This is a genomic window from Pseudomonas sp. B6002, from assembly GCF_013385985.1.
Classification (GTDB): domain Bacteria; phylum Pseudomonadota; class Gammaproteobacteria; order Pseudomonadales; family Pseudomonadaceae; genus Aquipseudomonas.
The window spans coordinates 139,502-161,790 of the sequence record NZ_JACAOY010000023.1 but is presented as its reverse complement, the minus strand read 5'-3'; the positions used below and the strand labels follow the sequence as shown (position 1 = coordinate 161,790).

Here is a 22,289-nt window from a genome sequence, read left to right as displayed (position 1 = left end):
TTGGGTGAGGCTGATGGCCTCATCGCAGGCAAGCCAGCTCCCACATTTTGAATGTATTCACAGATCAGAATGTGGGAGCTGGCTTGCCTGCGATGGCGATCTCGAGGCCGCCATCGCAGGCAAGATCGGTGTTTTAGCGGTTAAGCCATTCCAACACGCCGCGCCCCGCCGCTCGGCCGCTGGCAAAACACCCCGTCAGCAAATACCCGCCGGTTGGCGCTTCCCAATCCAGCATCTCCCCCGCACAAAACACCCCCGGCAGTTGCTTGAGCATCAACCGCTCATCCAGCGCCTCAAACGGCACGCCGCCGGCGGTGCTGATCGCCTCGTCCATCGGCCGGGTTTTCACCAGGGTCAGGGGCAGGGCCTTGATATCCACAGCCAGCTGCGCCGGGTCATTGAAGTGTTCAGCGGGTGCCAGCTCGCGCAGCAACGCGGCTTTCACCCCATCCAACCCCAACTGGCTGTGCAAATGCTTGCTCATCGAGCGTGAACCACGGGGCTTGGCCAGTGCGGCCTGTACCTTATCCAGCGGTTTGCTCGGCAACAGGTCGATGTGCACGGTCGCTGCGCCGTCACGGTTGATCGCTTCGCGAACCGGTGCCGACAGCGCGTAGATCAGGCTGCCTTCGATGCCGGTGGCGGTGACCACACACTCGCCAAGGCGCGGCTTGTCATCGCCCAACCCGATGGCGACGTTTTTCAACGGCGCCCCAGCGAATTTGCTGACCATCAACTCGCTCCAGCCCGACACCTCAAACCCGCAATTGCTCGGCTGCAGCGCGGCGTAAGGCACGCCTTTGTCTTCCAGCAGCTTGAGCCAGGCGCCGTCAGAGCCCAGCCGCGACCAGCTGCCACCGCCCAACGCCAGCAATACCGCATCGCTGTGGATAGCTTTTTCACCGTCCGGGCTGTGGATAAGTAAGTCGCCGCTGGCATTCCAGCCGACCCAGCGATGGCGGGTGTGGATAACCACGCCTTGTTCGCGCAGGCGTTTAAGCCACGCACGCAGCAGGGGAGCGGCTTTCATATCCGTAGGAAACACCCGGCCGGAGGTGCCGACAAAGGTCTCGATGCCCAAGCCATGAATCCACTCGCACAACGCCTCGGCGCCAAACGCGCGCAGCAGCGGTGCCATGTGCGGTGCACGCTCGGCGTAGCGCGACAGGAACGCCGGGTAGGCCTCGGAATGGGTGATGTTCATGCCGCCCACGCCCGCCAGCAGGAACTTGCGCCCCACCGACGGCATGCCGTCGTACAGGTCCACCCGCACACCCGCCTGGCTCAAGACTTCAGCGGCCATCAGCCCGGCAGGGCCGCCGCCGATAATGGCGACGTGGGAGGAGGAAGTGGACATCAGCAGGCCTGGGCAAAAGAAAAGGGCGCCCATTGTAAGCAATTGTGGTGCTTATGTAGTGAGCGGGCTTGCCCCGCGCCGCGGTGTACCAGGCTAACGTGAAGCGCCTGGTCAATCGCGACGCGGAGCAAGCCCGCCCACCACAGGAAACGGCGTGCCCGGGGATCACGCAAACCCGGTGTTGGTGTTTGGCGGGTACTCGTCCGAGCGGTCGGCATCGGTGATCGGGCCACCGGTGAGGCCATATTTGTCCAGCACGGGCACCAGCGCGCCGAAGAACGCGTCCTGTTGTTTCTCGCGCTTGACCACCTCGATGATCGGGAACACGAACGAGGTGATGATGCCCACGCCCGCCGCCGCCCAGCCCAGTACACCGGCGAAGGTGCCGGCGATGGCGGCCGCATCGGCCACGCCAAACAGGCCGGCGCCGCCTTCGATGATCGACGCCACCGCCGCGCCGGTGCCGAGGGCGCCGCTGGTGAGGGAGAAGCCGGCGTTGAGCTTGTCACCGGAGAACGCGCTGTTGACCCCGCTGATCAGGCCGAATACGCCGCCGATAAAGCTGCCGGCGCCGCCGACGATTTTGCCCAGGTTCCCCAGTTTGTTGAGCCCGTCGGTGTTCTGCACCATTTTTCCGGTGGGGAAGTCGCCGATGCCCTGGGGCTTGCTCGGGTCAACCGGCGTGGGTTTCCAGGCCATGCCGTAGCCGGCTTCCTTGGCGTATTTGGTGCCGCCTTCGGTGATCAGGCCGGCGAACTGCATGCCCGCCGCCACGCGCCCGGCGTTGTCGGCCGGGCTGTTGCCACCGGTGGCCGAGCGCGCCGCCAGTACGCCGCCCGCCAGCAGGGCGCTGCCGATGTGCAGCAGACCCTGTTTGTAGGCGTCGCTGGCGTTGAGGTTCAGGCCGTCCACGGCCTTGGGCAGCACGTCGCTGATCTTCTGGGTCTGGCGGTTGACGTCCCACATCGAGCGGATCAGCGAGATCACATCCTGCGGCTTGATCTGCGCACCCGTGGCGTCCTTGAACATGTCCGGGTTGTCGGCCATGGCCTGGTTGAGGATGGCAGTGGTCTTGGCTTCGTCGAAATTGCCGTTGGCGTCGCCGAAGGTGCTTTTGAGCACATCGTCGTTGGCGCCGTTGACCAGGCTGTCGGACACCGCCTGGTTGACGTATTGCTGCACGGTGGAGGAGTCCTGCGCCGAGACCTTGTCGCCGAGGAATTCCTTGAGCAACGAGGCGTTGGCCGCGTACTGGCCGATGACCGTCATCGGGTCGGCATTCGGCGCGGCCAGGCCGTTCTGCAGGTCTTGCCCGCTGACGATGTGGTCCTGGAAGTACTGCTGAATCTCGGCCGATTTACCGGACTTGTCGGCCATGGCCTCCAGGTCCACCGTGCCATTACCGCCCAGGGCCATGTCGGTGAGGGTGGCGTCGGTGCCGGCCAGGCTGAGCCCGTCGATCAGCGACACCGGGTTGCCATTACTGTCCTTGGTCGCCAGCGCGGTGTTGATCACGTTGCCGCTGTTGATCTGGCTGTCCTGGTAGTGCTGCATCTCGGTCTTGATCGCCGGGTCGCTGTTGACGATGTCGCGCATGCCGTCGGCCTGGTTCTGGGCCATGAAGGTCTTCACGTCCGGGTCGCCGGCCAACTGGTTGACGGCCGCGTCCAACTGGTCGGCGACCTTGGATTTGGTCGGGTTGAGGTGATATTCGCTGTCGGCGGTGATCCCGGCATACAGGTCACCGTCGCCGACCTTGTCGCTGGAAGCCAGGCGCGCACGGGCGTCGCTGAGTTCCAACATCACGGCGGCCTTGGTCTTGCCGTCGTAGTTCTGCGGGTTTTGCAGCACGTCCTGGGTCAGCTTCGAGGTGTCGACACCGGCCACCGAGCTGCGGATCGAGGCGTTGCTGAGCATCATCAACACGCCGTGATCGTCGGTGGGCGCCTGGTTTTCCAGCCAGGCACCGAGGTTTTTCTGCTGGGTGATGCCGTCGGCGGTGGCGGTGGCGGGCAGGTCGCCGGCCATGTCGAGGGTGCGCATCATGCCCGGGGTCGACCAGTAGCCGGCAGCGCCGGTCAGTTCAGGGCTCAGGCCGCTGTCGTTCTTGATGGCGTTGAGGTTGTCGGTGGTCAGGCTGCCGTTGTTGGCGCGTTGGTTGGGGCCTTCCATCGCGGGGCCGGCGCTGCTGACCAGCGAGATATTGGCCATGACCAGCGCGGCCGACTTGGCGTTCGCCTTGGCCAGGTCGCTGGCTCCCGGGTTTTTGCTGAGAAAGGTGCTGTAGGACTTGGAGGCGGCCGACAGATCCTTGTTCGACTGACTGACGAAACTGTCGACGTTGCTGTGGGTAATCACGCCGTCGCTGCCGCCCAGGCCGCCGCTGTCCAGGGCGTTCATCAGGCTCGGGCTGCCGGCCAGGTATTTGAGGCACGCCTGGGCTTCGGGCGGCAGGTCGGTCGGTGGGTTGGAGAAGTCGATGGGGCGGTCGTGCATGCCCCATTTGTCCCAGTTGTCGCTGAGCATTTTGGCCGCGGCGCGTGGGCGGTCCAGGTCGCGTTCTTCCTGGGTCGGCGTGCCGCTGGTGTTGCCGACGATCTTGTCCCAGTCCTTGGGGTTGGCGTATTGGGAGTTGTCGATCCAGTTGGTGTCGACGGCGCCGCCCACATTGAAGATGCCGTTGGATTCCTTGACCACCGAGGCATACAGGTCGGGGCTGATGGCCTGGGACACGATCACCTTGTCGCCGGACGCCGTTTCATAACGGATCAGGCCGTGGCCGAGTTCTTCCGGAGTACCTACCAGGCTGACACTCCCGGTTTCGCTGGCGTCGGCGAGGGTGTAACCGGCGTTCTTGCTGTCGTTGATCAGGCCCCAGGTTTGGCCGTCGCCCGCCACCTGGTTGTACAGGTCGGGGTTCACTTCGCGGCTGACCACCACCTTGTCGCCCGAGACGGTCTCGTAGCGGATAAAGCCCGGGCCGATTTCATCCACAGGGCCGATGCCCTTGTAGTCAGCCAACCCCGGCGCGGTATCGCCGGCCTGGGCGATGCGGTAGCCGTCGGCCTTGCTGGCATTGAGCGCGTTGACGGCGTCGACCTTGCCGGCCATGCCGTCGAACAGGTAGGGCGTCATCTGCTTGATGATGACAATGTCCTGGCCGTCGCGGGTCTTGAGGTCCAGCACGTTGTCGGAAATCTTGGTGATGCTGGCGATGTCCGCCAGGGGCACGCCGGTGTTGCTGATGTCGGCGAGGTTAGGATCGTTGAGGCGTTTGATCGCCTCTTGATCGCCGGTGGCCATGACGGCGGCGATTTTCTGGTCTTTGGTGTTGTCGGTCACGCCGCTGGCCAGCACCTTGAAATTGCCGGGCTTGGCCGTGTCCTTGAAACCCGCAACGGCGCGGGCCATGGCGGTTTCGAAGGTGGCGGCGACCTTTTTCAAGGCGTCGTCATTGCCGGGGTTTGTCACGGTGCCGATCTTGTAGGTAGCCATCGCCGGGTACTCTGAAAACGGGAAGGTGTTCAGGGTGACGGTGGCGTGCGGCAGTTTTGTTTCAAATCTGGAACAGGTCGAATGTTCCACAACGTTTCACGGCTGTGGAAAAGTGTGTGGTCAAAAAACGTACAGTTTCCTGCAGGCCATGCGTTGTCTTGCTCTCAGGTGCTTACGCTCAAGTTATCCACAGGTGGTTCCACAGGCATTGTGGGTAACGCCCACAGTTCAGTGACAGCCTGATGACGTCCACACCCGTTGTGCGCTGTGGTGCAGGATGCCATGGCGGCGGGCCAGGGCCGGGCGGTCCTTGCTGTAGCCGCCGCCGATCACGCCCATCACCGGGATGTCGCGGCCCAGGCAGTGGCGCATCACGCTTTCGTCGCGGGCGGCGACGCCTGCGTCGGTCAGCTTGAGGTAACCGAGGGCGTCATCCTTGTGCACGTCCACGCCCGCGTCATACAGCACCAGGTCGGGCTGGTAGAGCGGCAACAGGTAGTTGAGAGCGTCGTCGACCACCTTGAGGTAGTCGGCATCGCCCATGCCCATGGGCAGGGGAATGTCCCAATCGCTCTGGGCCTTGCGCGCCGGGAAGTTCTTTTCGCAGTGCAGCGACACGGTGATGGCGTCCGGCGTGTCGTGGAGGATGCGTGCGGTGCCGTCGCCCTGGTGCACGTCGCAATCGAAGATCAGCACGCGGTTGACCCGGCCGCTGGCCAGCAGGTAATGGCTGATCACCGCCAGGTCATTGAAGATGCAAAAGCCGGCCGGGTAGTCGTAGTGGGCATGGTGGGTGCCGCCCGCCAAGTGGCAGGCCAGGCCGTGTTCCAGGGCCTTTTCGGCTGCCAGGATGGAGCCGCCCACGGCGCGCACCGTGCGTCGGGCCAGCGCTTCGTTCCAGGGCAGGCCGAGGCGCCGTTGGTCTTCGCGGGACAACTCGCCGCCCATGTAGCGTTCGATATACCCAGGGTCATGAGCCAGGGCCAGAATCTCTGCTGGGCACAGCTGCGGGCGCAGCAATTGGCTGTCTTCGGTCAGGCCGCTGTCCACCAGGTGATCGCGCAGCAGGCGAAACTTGTCCATGGGGAACCGGTGGTCTGCCGGGAACTCGGGGCTGTAGTCGTCGTGGTAGATCAGGGGCAGGGGCATGGGATTTTCTGACAGGAACCTGCGACGCATCTTACCCGCGTTGTACACTCACGCACATGGCAAGGGAGGGGACCCATGGAGCCGATACTGGAATTGGAAAGTGCACGTCTGGTGCTGCGCCAATGGCGCGACAGCGACCTGCCGGAATTTGCGCGCATGTGCGCCGACCCGCAGGTGATGCGCTATTTCCCGGCCAAGCTGAGCCACCTCGAAAGCGCCGCATTGATCGGGCGCATACGTGGGCACTTCGCGGAATATGGCTTTGGTTTCTGGGCCTTGCAGCGCAAGGACACGGGCGAGTTTATCGGCCTGACCGGGCTGCAGAATGTCAGCTTCGAAGCGGGCTTCACCCCGGCAGTGGAGATCGGCTGGCGCCTGGCCCGTGAACACTGGGGCCTGGGGTACGCCAGCGAAGCGGCGTGGACGGCTTTGCGCTGTGGTTTCGACCGGTTGCAACTGGATGAAATCCTCGCGTTTACCACCGAGTCCAATCTGCCATCACAAAAAGTCATGCAGGCCATCGGTATGCATTACGATCCCCAGGCAGATTTTGAACACCCCAAGGTCGCAGCCGATGACCCGCTGCGCCATCATGTGTTGTACCGCATCACCCGCGCCCAATGGTTGGACACGCTGCACGGGTAGGAGCCGGCTTGCCGGCGATGTCAGTTTTGGAAGGTGTGTTGAGCTTGAGGGCGCTATCGCCAGCAAGCCGGCTCCTACACGGTAGAAAAGAATTGCTCTGAGGAGAGTGTGAATGAGCCAAGTATTGGAAGACCTAGTGGACTTGCTGACCCTGGAGCCGATCGAGGAAAACCTCTTTCGCGGCCGCAGCCAGGACCTGGGTTTTCGCCAACTGTTCGGCGGCCAGGTGCTTGGCCAGTCGCTGTCGGCTGCCAGCCAGACCGTAGAAGAGGCGCGGCACGTGCATTCCCTGCACGGCTATTTCCTGCGCCCCGGCGATGCCGCCTTGCCGGTGGTGTATTCGGTGGACCGTGTGCGTGATGGCGGCAGTTTCAGCACGCGGCGGGTCACGGCGATCCAGAAGGGCCACCCGATTTTCACCTGCACCACCTCGTTCCAATATGACGAAGAAGGCTTCGAGCACCAGACCACCATGCCCGTGGTGGTCGGCCCGGAGAACCTGCCGTCGGAGCTGGAGTTGACCCAGCAACGTGCGCACCTGATCCCCGAGCACATGCGCGACAAGCTGCTGTGCCCCAAGCCGATCGAAGTGCGCCCGGTGACCGAGAAAGACCCGTTCAACCCGCAGCCGTCCGACCCGGTGAAGTACGTGTGGTTTCGGGCCGATGGCGCGCTGGCCGATTCGCCGGCGCTGCACAAATACCTGCTGGCCTACGCCTCGGATTTCGGTCTGCTGACCACCTCGTTGCTGCCCCACGGCAAGACGGTGTGGCAGAAAGACATGCAGGTCGCCAGCCTCGACCATGCGCTGTGGTTCCACGCTGACCTGCGTGCCGATGATTGGTTGCTATACGCCATGGACAGCCCATGGGCCGGCAACTCCCGTGGGTTCTCCCGGGGCAGCGTGTACAACCGCGCCGGGCAGCTGGTGGCGTCGGTGACCCAGGAAGGCTTGATCCGCCATCGCAAGGATTGGGCATGAGCCTGGCGGACGTTAAGCACTGGGTTTTCGACATGGACGGCACCCTCACGGTGGCCGTGCATGATTTTGCGGCCATTCGCGTGGCGCTGGAGATTCCGCCCGAAGACGACATCCTCACCCATCTGGCGGCATTGCCTGCCGATGTGGCGGCGGCCAAGCATGCCTGGTTGCTGGAGCACGAACGTGAGCTGGCGCTGGGTTCCGTCGCCGCCGAAGGCGCGGTGGAGTTGGTGCGCGAGCTGGCGGGGCGCGGTTATCGCCTGGGCATCCTGACGCGCAATGCGCGGGAATTGGCCCACATCACCCTGCAAGCGATTGGCCTGGCGGACTGTTTTGCTGTCGAGGACGTGTTGGGGCGTGATGATGCGCAACCCAAGCCCGATCCGGATGGCTTGCTGAAACTGGCCGCGGCCTGGGACGTGGCGCCGAGCGAGATGGTGATGGTGGGTGACTACCGCTTTGACCTGGACTGCGGCCGGGCAGCGGGGACGCACACGGTGCTGGTCAACCTGCCGGAGAACCCGTGGCCGGAGCTGGTGGATTGGCATGCAGAAGACTGCTTGGCCTTGCGCCGAATGATCGAACACTGACCCTGTAGGAGCTGGCTTGTGTGGGAGCTGGCTTGCCTGCGATGCAGACACCTCGGTCTATCAGCCATACCGAGGTGATGCCATCGCAGGCAAGCCAGCTCCCACATTTTTGATCCGGTTGTGTCAGTTATTTCCCGAAGAGGACCTTCTGCCCTTCAGGCGAAGTAAACATCCCATCCCCGTTGTGCCCAACGCCTGGCACTTCCACCAGTTTGTGTGTCAGTTGCGGGTGGCGTTGCTTGAGGTAGTCGAAGTAGTTGTGCCCGCGAATCAGGCGGTACGCGCCCTGGGTTTCGGCCGCACAGCTCTTGTCCAGTGCCGGGTGGTTCGGGTCGGTGTCTTGCTGGCCCAGCAGGTAGGTGATGTTGCGTGACACGTAAGCCTGTTCCAGCTGCTCGGCGCTTTGGCCCTTGGCGTAGGCCGGCAGGTTTTGCAGGCCGTATTTCCAATCGTTGAAGCCTGGGCAACTGGCGACGTCAAACTTCACTGGGCGCTGCGGCGTGAAGTAGGCGTAGGACGACGGGTTGGCCACCACGTACCGCAGGCTGATGCCTTCGGTTTGCAGCATCGGGTGGTCGTGGCCGGTGAGGGCGAAACGCTGCACCACCTGGCCGCCGCCGGAGTGGCCTGCCACCACGATTTCTTTCAGGGCCGGGAACAGCTTGCGGTTGCCCAGGTGCTTGATGATCTGGTCGAGGGCGCCGTAGGAGCTGATCTGGCCCGGGCCGGTGGACGGCTCGCCAGCCATCCAGTCGTTGCCATTCCAGCGCAGTACCCCGTTGTCCAGGTGGTTGCGCTTGATATCCAGCTCATTCAGGAACTGCGGCGCGATCACCAGGGTATTGGCGGCCTGGCCTGCGTGTTCGGCTGCGTCTTCGCCGCTTTGCAGGTAGGTCTGTGCGTTGCGCAGGCGCCCGTGCACGATGATCAGGGCGCGGGTGACCTGCGGCAGCGGTTGGTTCCAGTCCTGGCTCAAGCCCAGGCTGAGGTCGCCGGCATCCAGGTGAAAACGATCGGGGCTGACCACCTTGACCCCATGCTCTTTCTCGGCGGCCCAGGTGGCGGTGGAGCAGGACAACATCAAACCCAGCAGCAATCCCAATCGTTTATTCATTTAAAGACTCTTCGCCGTAAAGGTGTCGCATTGAGTGATCTGGCCACCCGCAAAGCCGGTCTTGAACCAACGAACCCGCTGTGCCGAGGTGCCGTGGGTAAACGAGTCGGGCACCACGCGCCCTTGACCCTGTTGCTGCAGACGGTCATCGCCGATGGCGTTGGCCGCATTCAGTGCTTCTTCAATGTCGCCGGGCTCCAGCCAGTTCAGGCGTTTCTGCGCACGGTTGGCCCACACCCCGGCAAAACAGTCGGCTTGCAGCTCCTGGCGTACCAGCAGGCCGCCGTCGCCTTGCATCTGCCGACCCTGTTGGCGTGCGGCCTGGATCTTGGCCGAAATGCCCAGCAGCGTTTGCACGTGATGCCCCACTTCATGGGCGATCACATAAGCCTGGGCGAAGTCGCCCGCAGCCTTGAAGCGTTGTGACATCTCCCGGAAGAAATCCAGGTCCAGGTACACCTGTTGATCCGCCGGGCAATAAAACGGGCCGCTGGCCGAGGTGGCGCCACCGCAGGCGGAATTGACCCGGCCCCGGAACAGAATCAGTTTCGGGTTCTTGTAGGTCAGGCCGTTCTCCTTGAACACCTGGCCCCAGGTGTCTTCGGTGTCGCCCAGCACCGCGCGTACAAAGTCAGCCTGTTCATCGTTGGCCGGTGGCGCCTGGCGGGTCTGCGTGCTCACCGAGGGCGCCTGCTCCATCTGGCCGGTCAACTGGCCGAGGATCTGCAGCGGGTCCTGGCCGGTCAGCCAGCCAATGCCGACGATCAGTACGATGGCCGTAAGGCTCAGGCCCTTGCCGCCGCCAAAGCGCATGCCACCACCACCGCCGCCACTGTCGTCACGGGCATCCACCACGTTGTCGCTGCGTCGGCCTTTTTTCCATAGCATGGGGCAATCCTCTCGATGAACCTGAAAAACATTGTTGTTGGTGCGTGGGCATGGCGCCAGCCCGGCTGTCCGACAGGTACGAGAGCTGCGTAGTATCGCTGCTGTCAGTCCGTGCCGGCAGAGGGGCCAGATGAAAGTTGTGTCAGCTTTGCAGCCGGATCAGTCGCGGCAGTAACCTTCGCCGGTGTCGACCACCAGGCAATCCTTTTTATCCGCCAGCCATTTCAAACCGGTGGCTTCGCCGTCGCCAGCGGTCAATTGTTGCGGGCCGTCCGGGCGGGTGAAGGCGATGCCATCTTCATTGGCTTCGCCTTTGAAGGTGCCGGAGTCGTCGGCGTCGAGGCCGTACTGCATGGTCAGGATGTAATGACCCCGGCCGATGCTGTCGTCTTTGGCGATGGTCAGGTTCAGGCCTTCCACGCCCACCCATTTGCCCACCCATTTGTCGGTGGGCGGGTTGGCCGGCACCAGGGTGGCTTGCACTGACGCAGGGGCCGGTTTGGGGGCGGGTGCTTCCTCCTTGTTACAGGCGGTAAGCAGGGCAAGGGCTGAAAGAACGAAGAGTGTTTTTTTCATAGCGGCAAGGCCTTGGTTAAAAAGTGCACAATGCGGGGGCAAACGTGCAGCGTTGGACTCGAATCCCGTGATTTAGTGCGCTGTTCGCCCGGTGTTTGGTTATGCTCTTGGGGCGCACCCAGGCGCGGCTGCTAGATTACCGGGTTGAGTGCTGCCACGTTCAGTGCTCAGCATTCAGCCTGCCATGCAAGAGAATTCAATGACTGTCAGCACACCGCTTTCCGGCGTCAACCATCCGTTCAAAGGCATCTTGCTGATTGTGCTGGCGACGTTTCTGTTTTCCAGCCACGACGCCTTGTCCAAATACCTGGCCGGGTTCTACCCGATCGTGATGGTGGTGTGGGCGCGCTACCTGGTGCACACGCTGTTGATGGCCGGGATCTTCCTGCCGCAATCGGGCCTGCGTGTGTTGCGCAGCAAGCGGCCGGGGATGCAGGTGGTGCGGGCCTTGTGCCTGCTGGGCACCAGCCTGTTCTTCACGGCGGCGCTGCATTACATCCCGCTGGCAGAAGCCACGGCGGTGAACTTCCTGGCGCCGATCCTGGTGACGGCGCTTTCGGTGCCACTGCTCGGTGAGCACGTGACACGCGGCCAATGGCTGGCGGTGATCTGCGGCTTTGTCGGCGTGCTGATCATCATCCACCCCGGTGGCGAGCTGTTCACCCCGGCGGTGCTGCTGCCGCTGTGTTCGGCGCTGTTCTTCTGCTTCTACCAGTTGCTCACACGCATCCTCAGCCAATACGACACGCCCACCACCAGCAACTTCTTCGCCGGCCTGTGCAACACCTTGGTAATGAGTGCGATGGTGCCGTTCTTCTGGCAAATCCCGACCCTGTGGCACGCTGCATTGATGCTGGCGTTGGGCACCTGCGGGATGACCGCCCACTTGATGTTGACCCAGGCGTTCCGCTTCGCGGCGCCGGCCTTGCTGGCGCCGTTCGGCTATTGCCAGATCGTGTTTGCGGGGCTGTTGGGCTGGCTGGTGTTCAACCATACCCCCGACTTGACCACGGTGGTCGGCATCGGGGTGATCTGCATGAGCGGGTTGGCCGCTGCCTGGCAGCAGCGGCGCAAATAGCTCAGGGGGTAGCTCAGACGTCTACGGTAGGGATCTTGCGCGGCGCCATGAAGTACATCCAGGTCAGCGCAATGAAGTACATCGCCGGGATCAGGGTGAACAACACGGTGTAGTTGTTGTTCGTCACGGTGAGGATGTGGCCGACGATCTGGGTCATGAACATGCCGCCGATAGCCGCGCACATCCCGCCAAAGCCGAACACCGTGCTCATCATGTGCTTGGGCGTGTAGTCCATCACCAGGCTCCAGATGTTGGCGGTCCAGGCCTGGTGCGCACCGATGGCCAGGGAGATGGCGAACACCGCGACCCACAACTGGCTGGAACCGGCCGCCATGATCACGCCGACGATGCAGCAGGCGAACAGCAGCATCGACAACAGGCGCGCCTTGATCGAGTTCATGCCACGGCCGATCAGGAACGACGACAGAATCCCACCACCCACGCTGCCGAAGTCGGCCGTCAGGTAAATGATGATCAGCGGGATGCCCATCTGCGTCACGTTGATGCCCAGGTTGTATTGCTGGTTCAGGAACGGCGGCAGCCAGTACAGGTAGAACCAGAACACCGGCGCGGTCATCGAATAGGCGAGGGCGAAGGCCCAGGTGCCGCGCATGCGCAGGATGCGGCTGAACGGGACGCGGGGTTGTTCCGGTTCGACTTCCTGTTGCACGTAGTCCAGTTCGGATTGTTTAACGGTGGGGTGGTCTTCGGGGTTGTAGTACTTCAGGCCCCAGCACACCAGCCAGATCCCGCCCAGTGCCGACATGCACAGGAACGCCGCTTGCCAGCCCCACACGTGCAGGATCAACGGCAGCAACATGGGCGTCATCATGGCGCCGACGTTGGTGCCGGCGTTGAAGATGCCAGTAGCGACTGCACGCTCACCGGCCGGGAACCACAACCGCGTGGTCTTGACGCAGGCCGGGTAGTTGGCCGCCTCGGTGATCCCGAGGATAAAGCGGCAGACCATGAAGCCGACTGCCGAGGTGGCCAGGCCGTGGGCGCCGGTGGCCAGGCTCCACAGCAGCACCGCGCAGAAGAACACGCGTTTCACGCCGACCCGGTCGATCAACCGGCCTTGCAGCACAAAACCAATCGCGTAGCCCACCTGGAACCAGAAGTTGATGTTGGCGTAGTCCATCGCCGTCCAGCTCATTTCCTTGGCGAGGATCGGTTGCATCACGCCCAGGGCGGCGCGGTCGATGTAGTTCAGGGTGGTGGCGAAGAACACCAGGGCCAGCATGCCCCAGCGAGTTTTACCCACGGCCAGGGCGCCGCGGATCTTGTCGCCGATGCCGGCGTGCGGGTTGCCCGGGCGCGCGGCCAGGACGGAGTTTTGCGAAGGCATGAGGTCGTACCCGTTTTTTGAAATTTTTATGGTGTGTTCTGGGTCTTGTTGCTGAATCGATGGTGCGCAGCGGTTAAAAAATCGTCAATTCGCCAAAGGGGCATAGTGTTCGATAATCGCACCAAAAACTAACCGGTTCGTACATTTTAATTGCTGTGTGTAAAGCTGGGGCCAATAATTTGCCGCAAATAACAATTGCCGGGAGTCGCCCCATGCAACGTTCCATTGCCACCGTTTCCTTGAGCGGCACCCTGCCGGAAAAGCTCGAAGCCATTGCCGCCGCCGGGTTTGACGGCGTCGAGATCTTCGAAAATGACTTGTTGTATTACGACGGCAGCCCTCGGGAAGTTAGGCAGATGTGCGCTGACCTGGGCATTGCCATCACCCTGTTCCAACCCTTCCGTGACTTCGAAGGGTGCCGCCGCGACCGCCTGGCGCGCAACCTCGAGCGCGCTGAACGCAAGTTCGACCTGATGCAGGAACTGGGCACCGACCTGGTGCTGGTGTGCAGCAATGCCTCGGCGGATTCGCTGGGCGACGAACGCATTTTACTCGATGACCTCAGCCTGCTGGCCGAGCAAGCCGGGCGCCGAGGCTTGCGCATCGGCTATGAGGCGCTGGCCTGGGGCAAGCATGTGAACACCTGGCAGCAGGTGTGGAACCTGGTGCGCCAGGTCGATCACCCGAGCCTGGGCGTGTTGCTCGACAGCTTCCACACCTTGTCGCTTAAGGGCGACCCGAGTGGCATCGCCCAGATCCCCGGCGACAAGATCTTCTTTGTGCAAATGGCCGATGCGCCGATCCTGGCCATGGACGTGCTGGAGTGGAGCCGGCATTTCCGCTGCTTCCCCGGGCAGGGCGAATTCGACCTGGCGGGCTTCCTCGCGCCGATCATCCAGAGTGGCTACACCGGGCCGCTGTCTCTGGAAATTTTCAACGACGGCTTCCGCGCAGCACCGACGCGGGCGAATGCGGCGGATGGGTTGCGCTCGCTGCTGTACCTGGAAGAAAAGACCCGCGAATGCCTGGCCCAGGAGCAACCGGCCACGCCGGCGGACATCCTGTTTGAAACCCCAGCCGCCAGCGACTACGACGGCATCGAATTCCTTGAGTTCGCCGTGGATGAAAGCCTGGGCGCCAAGCTGACCCAATGGCTGGAGCGCCTGGGTTTCGTCAAGGCTGGGCAGCACCGTTCCAAGAGTGTGAGTTTGTTGCGCCAGGGCGATATCAACCTGATCCTCAACTGCGAGCCGTATTCCTTCGCCCACAATTTTTTCGAGGCTCACGGGCCGTCGTTGTGCGCCACGGCGATTCGGGTCAAGGACAGCGCCAAGGCGTTGGAGCGCGCGGTGGCCTACAAAGGCCAGCCGTATCGCGGGCTGGTCGGGCCCAACGAATTGGAACTGGCAGCGGTGCGTGCGCCGGATGGCAGCCTGATTTATCTGGTGGATTCGTCCGAAGGTTCGCTGTACGACACCGACTTCAACCTGCAACCGGCGACGGCCTCCAGTGGCGGCCTGCTGCGCATCGACCACATGGCCATGGCCCTGCCGGCCGACAGCCTCGACAGCTGGGTGCTGTTCTACAAGAGCCTGCTGGATTTCGAGGCCGATGATGAAGTGGTGCTGCCCGACCCGTACGGCCTGGTGAAAAGCCGTGCCCTGCGCAGCCGTTGCAGCTCGATCCGCCTGCCGCTGAATATTTCCGAGAACCGCAACACGGCGATTTCCCACGCGCTGTCGAGCTATCGCGGCTCGGGCGTGCACCACATTGCCTTCGATTGCGCGGACATTTTCGCCGAGGTGCGCCGGGCCAAAGAGGCGGGCGTGCCGCTGCTGGATATCCCGCTCAATTACTACGACGACCTCGCGGCGCGCTTTGATTTTGACGACGAGTTCCTCAGCGAGCTGGCGTACTACAACGTGTTGTACGACCGCGACGCCCAGGGCGGTGAGTTGTTTCATGTGTACACCGAGCCGTTCGAAGGGCGGTTTTTCTTCGAGATCATCCAGCGCAAGGGCGGCTATGCCGGCTATGGCGCGGCCAACGTGGCCGTGCGCCTGGCGGCCATGGCCAAGTCCCGCAGCGGCGCGGTGCGCCAGGCGCGTTTATAAGGGCTGGCCAGGTGCTTCCTTCTGGAAGCATCGCGGCCCATAATCAGCGCCTGCATAACAATGGCCGTGAGCGCACCATGACCTCGAGTCCCGAACTCCCCGCAGTGTCAGACGCACCGCGCAAGAGTCGTAAGAACAACCCGGAAAAGACCCGCGAAAACATTCTCCAGGAAGCCATTGTCGAGTTTGTCCAGCAGGGTTTGTCTGGCGCTCGCGTGGACGCGATCGCCGAGCGTATCCACACCTCCAAGCGCATGATCTATTACTACTTCGGCAGCAAGGAGCAGTTGTACGTCGAGGTGCTGGAGAAGCTTTACGGCGACATTCGCAACACCGAAACCCGCATGAACCTCACGGCGCTTGAGCCCCGCGAGGCGATTCGCCGGTTGGTGGAGTTCACCTTTGATCACCATGACCAGAATGTGGATTTCGTGCGCATCGTGAGCATCGAAAACATCCACAATGCCGAGTACGTGAAGCGCTCGGACGCGATCAAGGCGATGAACAGCAACATCCTTGAAGCGTTGGGCGCGACTTTGCAGCGTGGCGCCGAGATGGGGTTGTTTCGGGAGGGGCTGGAGCCGCTGGACGTGCACCTGCTGATCAACTCATTCAGCTTTTACCGGGTGTCCAACCGCCATACGTTCAGTGAGATCTTTCAGATTGAATTGTCGGACGAGGCGGTCAAGCAGCGGCATCGGGACATGATTTGTGAGTCGGTGATGCGGTACTTGCAGGCGTGAAGGTCTCGGCTTGAAATCCACTCAATGTGGGAGCTGGCTTGCCTGCGATAGCGGTGTGTCAGCTATCCATCAGCTGTCTGAAACACCGCCATCGCAGCGATGCGGCGACCCGACAAGCCAGCTCCCACAGTTTTTGAACCGGTTTCGTCAGTCAGGTGTTCAGGCTTTGAAAGTGCGCCAGCATCCTGTCGGCATCCGGCACTTCACCACTGAACAACTCAAACGCCTTCACCGCCTGAAACACCGCCATGTTGCCGCCGTCCAGTGTGCGACAACCCAGGGCGCGGGCATCACGCAGCAGCTCGGTTTCCAGCGGGAAATACACAATCTCCGCCACCCACACCTCGGCGCGTAGCAGATTCGACGGCACCGGCGTGCCCGGCAGCTTGGCCATGCCCATCGGCGTGGTGTTCACCAAACCATCGGCCTCGGCCATGGCGTTTTCCAGATGGCTACCCACCTGGGCACGCCCGGCACCGAAGCGCCGGGCGAGGTTATCCACAAGGTCGCGGGCACGGGTGGGGTCCACGTCGAAAATACTCAACTGTTCCACCCCCTCGGCCAGCAGCGCATGGGCCACCGCTGCGCCTGCACCGCCAGCGCCCATCTGCACCACGCGTTGGCGTGCCACATCGCTCAGGTTCCTGCGAAAACCCTCGGCGAACCCTAGGCAGTCGGTGTTGTGGCCGATGCGTTTGCCATCCCTGAACACCACCGTATTAACTGCGCCAATGCCGCGCGCCTCGTCAGACAGTTCATCCAGCAGCGGCAGGATGGCCTGCTTGCACGGGTAGGTAATGTTCAGCCCGGTGAAGTGCATCAGTTCAGCCGCGTCGAGCAGGTCGGGCAGGGCGTTGATGTTCAGGTGCAGGGGTTCCAGGTCGATCAGGCGATACAGGTAGCGCATGCCCTGGGCGTCACCTTCCTGTTCATGCAGCGCGGGTGTGCGGGACGCCTGGATGCCGGCGCCGATCAAGCCGGCGAGGATGCGCGGTTTCATCGGGCTCACCCTTTCAAGGTGTGGCTGAAATGTTCCAGGGCCAGGTGATAACCATGGCTGCCGAACCCGGCCAGTACGGCCTTGGCGATTGGCGAAACAAAGGAGTGGTGCCGGAACGCCTCACGCGCATGCACGTTGGATAAATGCACTTCGATCACCGGAACTTCACTGGCCACCAGCGCGTCGCGGATGGCCACTGAGGTGTGGGTCCAGGCGGCCGGGTTGATCACGATACCGGCGCAGCGGGCGCGGGCGCCGTGGATCCAGTCGAGCAATTCACCTTCGTGGTTGGTCTGGCGGAATTCGATTTTCAGCCCGAGTTTTTCCGCACTGCGCCCACACAAGGCGGCGATGTCGGCCAGGGTTTCATGGCCGTAGGTGGCGGGCTCGCGGGTGCCGAGCAGGTTGAGGTTGGGGCCGTTGAGCACCAGCACGATGGGCGGCATAAGGGGGTCTCCACATTCTTGTTAGTTGTGGAGATAAAATGTACTGGTTGGTTAATTTGGTCAATTGATCACGGCGGATGTGTTCGATTACCGAACCGATATTCAGACGGTTCCCACGGCAGGATCAGATTAGATATCAATTGAAAATCATTCTCGACAACGCTTACTATGCCGGCCTGTTTCCTTAACATTCCAGGGAGTCGGTTTGTCGGACGTGGATCTCAAAGGCCTGTTTCTCAAGCATGCCGATACCCTGCGCGGGTATCTGGCGCGCAAGGTACGGGACCCGCAGTTGGCCGCAGACCTGGTGCAGGAGAGCTTCCTGCGCCTGGCGGAAAAACCGGCCGGCGAGCGCATCGACAATTCCCAGGGCTATCTCTATCGAACGGCGAGCAATCTGCTGATCGACCATATTCGCCAGGAAGCGCGGCGCAAGACAGACTCCGTGCCCCATGAGGCGCTGGCCGAGATTGAAGATGAAGTGGCCGGGTTGGAGGCTCAGGCAATGGCGCAGCAACAGCGACAGGCATTGAAGCAGGCACTGGCAGAATTGCCGGAACGCACCCAGCAGATCTTCCGCCTGAACCGCATTGAAGGCATGACCCACGCCCAGGTGGCCCGGCACCTGGATATCTCCGACAGCTCCGTGCAGAAGCATCTGGCCAAGGCACTGGCCTATGTGATGCAGCGCTTGCAGGAAGGCGAGGGGGCGCCATCCGACGAATGAGTTACCGAAATGCACTGGGTCAGACGTCACAGCGTTACATAACGAAAAATTCGAGATGCACACGTGAATAGCCAGGGTCCGCAACAGCACAGCATTACCGAGGCGGCGGCCGAATGGGCGGTGCGCCTGCACGCCGGTGCCCTGACCGAACAGGAGCAGGCCGAGCTGCAACATTGGATCGCCTGCGACAGCCGCCATGAAGCGGCGTTGCGCTTTGCCGAACAGACCTGGGCGGCATTGGGCGACGTTTACAAGGACGAGCTCGTACACCGTCAGCGCCCGCAGGCTGCGTCCCAGCCTGTGCGCCGCTCAAAGCGACGACGACCCTGGCAGCGTGCGGCCGCGGTGGCGCTGGTCGTGGTGGTGGCGGGCATGGGCTGGGTGCGCGGGCCGGATGCGCTGCTGCGCCTGCAGGCAGACTACGTGACGCAAAAAGGTGAAGTGCGCACCGTGCACCTGGCCGATGGCAGCACGGTGGAGCTGGACTCCAACAGCGCCATCCGCCTGGATTACGACGGTGTGCAGCGGCGCGTGAGCCTGATCCAGGGCTCGGCGATTTTTGACGTGGCGCCGAGGGTGGGCCCGGAAACGCGGCCCTTCGTGGTGCAAAGCGCCGGCGCGCAAACCCGGGCGCTGGGCACGCGGTTTGTGGTGACGCGTGAGGATGACCGGCAAGCCTGGGTCGGGGTGTTGCAGCACAGCGTCGAAGTCTCGATGCAGGCGCCACCTCGCCAAGGCCCGGCCGAGCGCGTGCTCAAGGAGGGCCAGGCGGCGCGCTACAGCCCACAGGACGGTGTGGTGCCGTTGGATCAGTTCGACGTGGAACGTGCCACCAGTTGGCGGCGGGGTGTGCTGATTTTCGACCGGCTGCCGTTGGCCAAAGTGGTCGAGCAGCTCAATCGCTATCGTCCCGGGCGGGTGGTGTTGACCGACGCTGCGTTGGGTGAGCGGGAAGTCAGCGGAGTGTTCCGTCTCGACATGCTCGATACCGCCCTCGGTACCTTGACCCAGGAGCTTCAAGTGCAACGCTTGGACCTGGCGGGTTATAGCCTGATTTATTGATTTGTCTGCGGGCGGTGGTGATCTCTCGGACGCCATCGCCGGCAAGCCGGCTCCTACAGGGGGCTGCGTTCCTTGAAATTTCCCTCGATTAAAAAACTTTCAAAAAAACCTTACTGAGTTCCTGCGCCTCACACGTCTTGCTAGGTGAGAAGCATTCGCATAAACAAAAACGCTCAGTGCAGGGAAAACCAGAAATGTCAGCATTCACCAAGGGGCGCATTACCGGTAGCCGGTTGGCCCTGGCCATTCACTTGGGGTTGTTCGCCACAGCGGCCCCGGTGTATGCCGCGCAACCTCCGGCCGGTGCTGCACAGCCCGCCGTGCTGATGTTCGATATCCCTGCGCAATCCCTGGGCAGTGCCGTGCTGGCGTTCGCCGACCAGGCCGGCCTGCAAGTGTTGTTCGACAGCCAGCGCCTGCAAGGCCTGAGCAGCACCGCGCTCAAAGGCAGCTTCAGCGTGCAGGAAGGCCTTGGTCGCCTGCTCGGTGGCGCGCCCGTGGAGTACCGTTTCACCGGCGAACGCCAGGTCACGCTCAACCGCGTTGCCGCCGACCACGACAGTGCCGTCACCGTGGGCACCACCACCATCACCGGCAACACCAACGGCCAGGCCAGTGATTGGGTGTACCAGAGCCCAAAGTCCGTGGCGGTGATCAGCCGTGACATGATCGATAAACGCCCGCCTCGTCACGCCGCCGACATGCTCGAAGAAACCGCCGGCGTGTACACCGCCGTCGACCAACGCGACCCTGGCCTGTCGGTGAACATCCGTGGCATACAGGACTACGGCCGCGTGAACATGAACATCGACGGCATGCGCCAGAACTTCAACGTCAACGGCCACCAGCAACGCAACGGCACCATGCTGATCGACCCGGAGTTCATCTCCAGCATCGAGATCGACAAGGGCAGCCAGTCGGGCATGGGCGGCGCCGGAGTACTGGGCGGGATCGCCACGTTCAAGACCCTGGAGGCCAGCGAGTTCCTCAAGGACGGCAAGGAATACGGCGGACGTATCCGTGCCGGGCATGGCATCGGGGAGCTGGGCAACGGCACCTATTTCAACGGCAGTGGCGTGTTTGCCTTCGGCAACGAAGTGGGCGACGTGCTGCTGGGGTTCAGCGAGCGCCACTATGGCAACTACCGCGCCGGCACCGACAACGCTTCCAACCTGGGGTCACAGATCCGCGCCAAGGAAGACCGTCGCGAAGCCTGGAAGGGCTGGCTCAACGGCGAAGTGGGCGACAGCGGCAGCGTCACCCGCTCGCAGTTGATCAAGTTCGGGCTCAACCTGCCTGAAGACCAGCGTGTGCAACTGAGCTACATGCAAAGCGACGCCGACAGCAACGACGCCTGGACCTACAACAGCCCCGACCAGCAGAGCTATTACTACCGGCGTAACAGCAAGAACAACCTGAATGCGCAAAACATCGCGCTCGACTACAGCTACACGCCAGACAACACCCTGATCGATTTCAAGACCAAGCTGTATTACGTCTCCACGGTGCTGGACCGCGACAACGCCGAGAACACCGCCTCGGCCAGTTCAGGCAACAAGTTTGGCGGCTACCGCGATACGTTTCGCACCGACACCTACGGCGCGCAGGTCGAGAACACTTCGCGCTTTGATCTGGGCGCCGGTGGGCACCTGGCGTGGAACTATGGCCTGGAGCTGTATCAGGATCAGTTCAAGCCCAGCACCAACAAGGTGGAAGCCACCAACCAGTTGGGCCTGCTGCCCTACGCCGAAGGCTCGACCCCGGCGGGCAAGCGCACCGTCGCCAGCCTGTTCAACACCCTCAGTTATGAATATGACGACTGGCTGAGCGTGGACGGCGGCCTGCGTTATGACCGTTATCGGCTGGAGGGCAAGACCGGCATCACCCTGTACAAACGCAAGCCGATCAGCGCCAGCAGCAGCGGCGTGCGCACCTCGGAAGTATTTGATATTGACGAACAGCAGGGCCACTTTTCGCCGACCTTCGGGCTGGGCGTAAAGCCCGGGCTGGACTGGCTGCAGCTCTATACCCGTTGGGGCAAGGGCTGGCGCCCGCCGGCAGTGACCGAAGTGTTTATGACCGGCCGCCCCCACGGTGGCGACGCGTCTGAGCGGGTGTTCCCCAACCCGTTCCTCAAGCCTGAAGAATCTCGCGACTGGGAGTTTGGGGTGAACGTGTTCAAGGAATCGTTGTTCACCGGCAACGATCGCCTGGGCATCAAGGTGGCGTACTTCGATACCAAGATCGCCAACTTCTCCTTCCTTAACCACAGCGTGGCCTTGCCCGAACAAACCACCAACGGTGGGCAGTTGGGCACCATGGCGTACGTCAACAACCTCAACGACACGCGCTTTCGCGGCGTTGAATACCAGCTCAACTACGACATGGGGCGGGTGTACACCAACCTCAGCTACACCCACATGATCGGCAGCAACGAGTTCTGCTCCAAAAGCTTTTATATGGGCGGCGCAAAGAGACAGGGCCGACGCGTGGGCAGCGAAATGGTGACGATCAAGTTACCCAACGGCAACACGCTGACTCGCCCTGTGGCCACCTACGAATGGCTGGACAACGACGCGGCCAACAACCTGGAAAGTTGCCAGGCCATGTTCGGCAACGCCAGCTTTATGCCTGCCGACCGGGGCTCGCTCACCTTGGGCGCGCGCTTCCTGGAGCGTCGCCTGGATACCGGTGTGCGCGTGCGTTACAGCGAAGGCAATGGCGGCGATCTGGAGGAGCGGAACTACTCATTCCTCGATCAGGCCACCTGGCCCAAGTACACGGTCTATGACCTCTACGCCAGCTACTGGGCCACAGATAATTTCAACATTGCCCTGTCCCTGGAGAACGCGACCAACGAGGCGTACTTCGTGGCCATGGGCGACGCGAACAACTTGAGCCTGGCGCGTGGGCGCACGCTGAGCGGCATGCTCGAGTACCGGTTCTAATCAGAATTTGCTCAATGGTGAGCAAAA

18 protein-coding genes are annotated in these 22,289 nt (G+C 62.4%); 9 read left to right on the top strand and 9 right to left on the bottom strand.

Features of this window, described 5'->3' with window-relative positions; all coding sequences use genetic code 11:
* Positions 1–133: 133 nt before the first annotated feature.
* The 3 genes from HX792_RS24500 to HX792_RS24490 all read right to left on the bottom strand — a co-directional run bounded on the left by HX792_RS24500 (position 134) and on the right by HX792_RS24490 (position 6,001).
* Entirely contained in the window at positions 134–1,357 is a 1,224-nt protein-coding gene (locus HX792_RS24500) for a TIGR03862 family flavoprotein (RefSeq protein ID WP_176998496.1), read from the bottom strand.
* 165 nt (positions 1,358–1,522) lie between these two features.
* Positions 1,523–4,852 (bottom strand): type III effector HrpK domain-containing protein, encoded by a 3,330-nt coding sequence (locus HX792_RS24495; RefSeq protein ID WP_176998495.1) that lies wholly within the window; start codon positions 4,850–4,852, stop codon positions 1,523–1,525.
* A 228-nt stretch (positions 4,853–5,080) separates the two neighbouring features.
* On the bottom strand, positions 5,081–6,001 hold the full coding sequence (locus HX792_RS24490) for a histone deacetylase (RefSeq protein WP_176998494.1): 921 nt from the start codon (positions 5,999–6,001) through the stop codon (positions 5,081–5,083).
* Between the two features lie 75 nt (positions 6,002–6,076).
* Between HX792_RS24490 and HX792_RS24485 the strand changes: the two genes are divergently transcribed.
* The 3 genes from HX792_RS24485 (at position 6,077) to HX792_RS24475 (ending at position 8,218) form a co-directional block, all read left to right on the top strand.
* The gene (locus HX792_RS24485) at positions 6,077–6,646 is read left to right on the top strand and encodes a GNAT family N-acetyltransferase (protein ID WP_176998493.1); all 570 of its coding nucleotides are present in this window, start codon (positions 6,077–6,079) and stop codon (positions 6,644–6,646) included.
* A gap of 112 nt (positions 6,647–6,758) precedes the next feature.
* Positions 6,759–7,628, top strand: a complete 870-nt coding sequence (gene tesB, locus HX792_RS24480) for an acyl-CoA thioesterase II (protein ID WP_176998492.1) — start codon at positions 6,759–6,761, stop codon at positions 7,626–7,628.
* A complete protein-coding gene (locus HX792_RS24475) occupies positions 7,625–8,218 on the top strand; it encodes an HAD family hydrolase (protein WP_176998491.1) in 594 nt (197 codons plus the stop codon). Before tesB ends, HX792_RS24475 begins: the two co-directional genes overlap by 4 nt.
* A gap of 127 nt (positions 8,219–8,345) precedes the next feature.
* Here the strand turns inward: HX792_RS24475 and HX792_RS24470 are convergent, their stop codons facing one another.
* The 3 genes from HX792_RS24470 to HX792_RS24460 form a co-directional block, all read right to left on the bottom strand.
* A complete protein-coding gene (locus tag HX792_RS24470) occupies positions 8,346–9,332 on the bottom strand; it encodes an alpha/beta hydrolase (RefSeq protein WP_176998490.1) in 987 nt (328 codons plus the stop codon).
* Positions 9,333–10,220, bottom strand: a complete 888-nt coding sequence (locus HX792_RS24465; RefSeq protein WP_176998489.1) for a neutral zinc metallopeptidase — start codon at positions 10,218–10,220, stop codon at positions 9,333–9,335.
* Between the two features lie 159 nt (positions 10,221–10,379).
* Positions 10,380–10,796 (bottom strand): membrane lipoprotein lipid attachment site-containing protein, encoded by a 417-nt coding sequence (locus HX792_RS24460; RefSeq protein ID WP_176998488.1) that lies wholly within the window; start codon positions 10,794–10,796, stop codon positions 10,380–10,382.
* Positions 10,797–10,995: 199 nt separating this feature from the next.
* Here HX792_RS24460 and HX792_RS24455 point away from each other — a divergent pair, with 199 nt between their 5' ends.
* Complete coding sequence (locus HX792_RS24455; RefSeq protein WP_176998487.1) at positions 10,996–11,874, top strand: DMT family transporter; 879 nt, start codon at positions 10,996–10,998, stop codon at positions 11,872–11,874.
* Positions 11,875–11,887: 13 nt separating this feature from the next.
* On the opposite strand, the gene HX792_RS24450 is transcribed toward HX792_RS24455, so the two are convergent.
* Positions 11,888–13,222: an MFS transporter gene (locus HX792_RS24450; protein WP_176998486.1), complete on the bottom strand. Its 1,335-nt coding sequence runs from the start codon at positions 13,220–13,222 to the stop codon at positions 11,888–11,890.
* A gap of 212 nt (positions 13,223–13,434) precedes the next feature.
* On the opposite strand from HX792_RS24450, the gene quiC reads away from it, so the two are divergent.
* Entirely contained in the window at positions 13,435–15,336 is a 1,902-nt protein-coding gene (gene quiC / locus HX792_RS24445; protein ID WP_176998485.1) for a 3-dehydroshikimate dehydratase QuiC, read from the top strand.
* Between the two features lie 77 nt (positions 15,337–15,413).
* Positions 15,414–16,079 (top strand): TetR/AcrR family transcriptional regulator, encoded by a 666-nt coding sequence (locus HX792_RS24440; protein ID WP_176998484.1) that lies wholly within the window; start codon positions 15,414–15,416, stop codon positions 16,077–16,079.
* Between the two features lie 151 nt (positions 16,080–16,230).
* On the opposite strand, the gene HX792_RS24435 is transcribed toward HX792_RS24440, so the two are convergent.
* Positions 16,231–17,079, bottom strand: a complete 849-nt coding sequence (locus HX792_RS24435) for a shikimate dehydrogenase (protein ID WP_176998483.1) — start codon at positions 17,077–17,079, stop codon at positions 16,231–16,233.
* Positions 17,080–17,084: 5 nt separating this feature from the next.
* Entirely contained in the window at positions 17,085–17,525 is a 441-nt protein-coding gene (gene aroQ / locus HX792_RS24430; protein ID WP_145162258.1) for a type II 3-dehydroquinate dehydratase, read from the bottom strand.
* Positions 17,526–17,730: 205 nt separating this feature from the next.
* Here aroQ and HX792_RS24425 point away from each other — a divergent pair, with 205 nt between their 5' ends.
* From HX792_RS24425 to HX792_RS24415, 3 genes are all read left to right on the top strand, one after another.
* On the top strand, positions 17,731–18,252 hold the full coding sequence (locus HX792_RS24425; protein WP_176998482.1) for an RNA polymerase sigma factor: 522 nt from the start codon (positions 17,731–17,733) through the stop codon (positions 18,250–18,252).
* 63 nt (positions 18,253–18,315) lie between these two features.
* Positions 18,316–19,314, top strand: a complete 999-nt coding sequence (locus tag HX792_RS24420) for a FecR family protein (RefSeq protein ID WP_176998481.1) — start codon at positions 18,316–18,318, stop codon at positions 19,312–19,314.
* A 194-nt stretch (positions 19,315–19,508) separates the two neighbouring features.
* Positions 19,509–22,262 (top strand): TonB-dependent receptor, encoded by a 2,754-nt coding sequence (locus HX792_RS24415; protein WP_176998480.1) that lies wholly within the window; start codon positions 19,509–19,511, stop codon positions 22,260–22,262.
* The last annotated feature ends 27 nt before the right edge of the window (positions 22,263–22,289 follow it).

Coding starts and splice junctions, on each gene's coding strand:
- HX792_RS24500 (WP_176998496.1), bottom strand. CDS start 1,357: ATGTCCACTTCCTCCTCCCACGTCGCCATTATCGGCGGCGGCCCTGCC.
- HX792_RS24495 (WP_176998495.1), bottom strand. CDS start 4,852: ATGGCTACCTACAAGATCGGCACCGTGACAAACCCCGGCAATGACGAC.
- HX792_RS24490 (WP_176998494.1), bottom strand. CDS start 6,001: ATGCCCCTGCCCCTGATCTACCACGACGACTACAGCCCCGAGTTCCCG.
- HX792_RS24485 (WP_176998493.1), top strand. CDS start 6,077: ATGGAGCCGATACTGGAATTGGAAAGTGCACGTCTGGTGCTGCGCCAA.
- tesB (WP_176998492.1), top strand. CDS start 6,759: ATGAGCCAAGTATTGGAAGACCTAGTGGACTTGCTGACCCTGGAGCCG.
- HX792_RS24475 (WP_176998491.1), top strand. CDS start 7,625: ATGAGCCTGGCGGACGTTAAGCACTGGGTTTTCGACATGGACGGCACC.
- HX792_RS24470 (WP_176998490.1), bottom strand. CDS start 9,332: ATGAATAAACGATTGGGATTGCTGCTGGGTTTGATGTTGTCCTGCTCC.
- HX792_RS24465 (WP_176998489.1), bottom strand. CDS start 10,220: ATGCTATGGAAAAAAGGCCGACGCAGCGACAACGTGGTGGATGCCCGT.
- HX792_RS24460 (WP_176998488.1), bottom strand. CDS start 10,796: ATGAAAAAAACACTCTTCGTTCTTTCAGCCCTTGCCCTGCTTACCGCC.
- HX792_RS24455 (WP_176998487.1), top strand. CDS start 10,996: ATGACTGTCAGCACACCGCTTTCCGGCGTCAACCATCCGTTCAAAGGC.
- HX792_RS24450 (WP_176998486.1), bottom strand. CDS start 13,222: ATGCCTTCGCAAAACTCCGTCCTGGCCGCGCGCCCGGGCAACCCGCAC.
- quiC (WP_176998485.1), top strand. CDS start 13,435: ATGCAACGTTCCATTGCCACCGTTTCCTTGAGCGGCACCCTGCCGGAA.
- HX792_RS24440 (WP_176998484.1), top strand. CDS start 15,414: ATGACCTCGAGTCCCGAACTCCCCGCAGTGTCAGACGCACCGCGCAAG.
- HX792_RS24435 (WP_176998483.1), bottom strand. CDS start 17,079: ATGAAACCGCGCATCCTCGCCGGCTTGATCGGCGCCGGCATCCAGGCG.
- aroQ (WP_145162258.1), bottom strand. CDS start 17,525: ATGCCGCCCATCGTGCTGGTGCTCAACGGCCCCAACCTCAACCTGCTC.
- HX792_RS24415 (WP_176998480.1), top strand. CDS start 19,509: ATGTCAGCATTCACCAAGGGGCGCATTACCGGTAGCCGGTTGGCCCTG.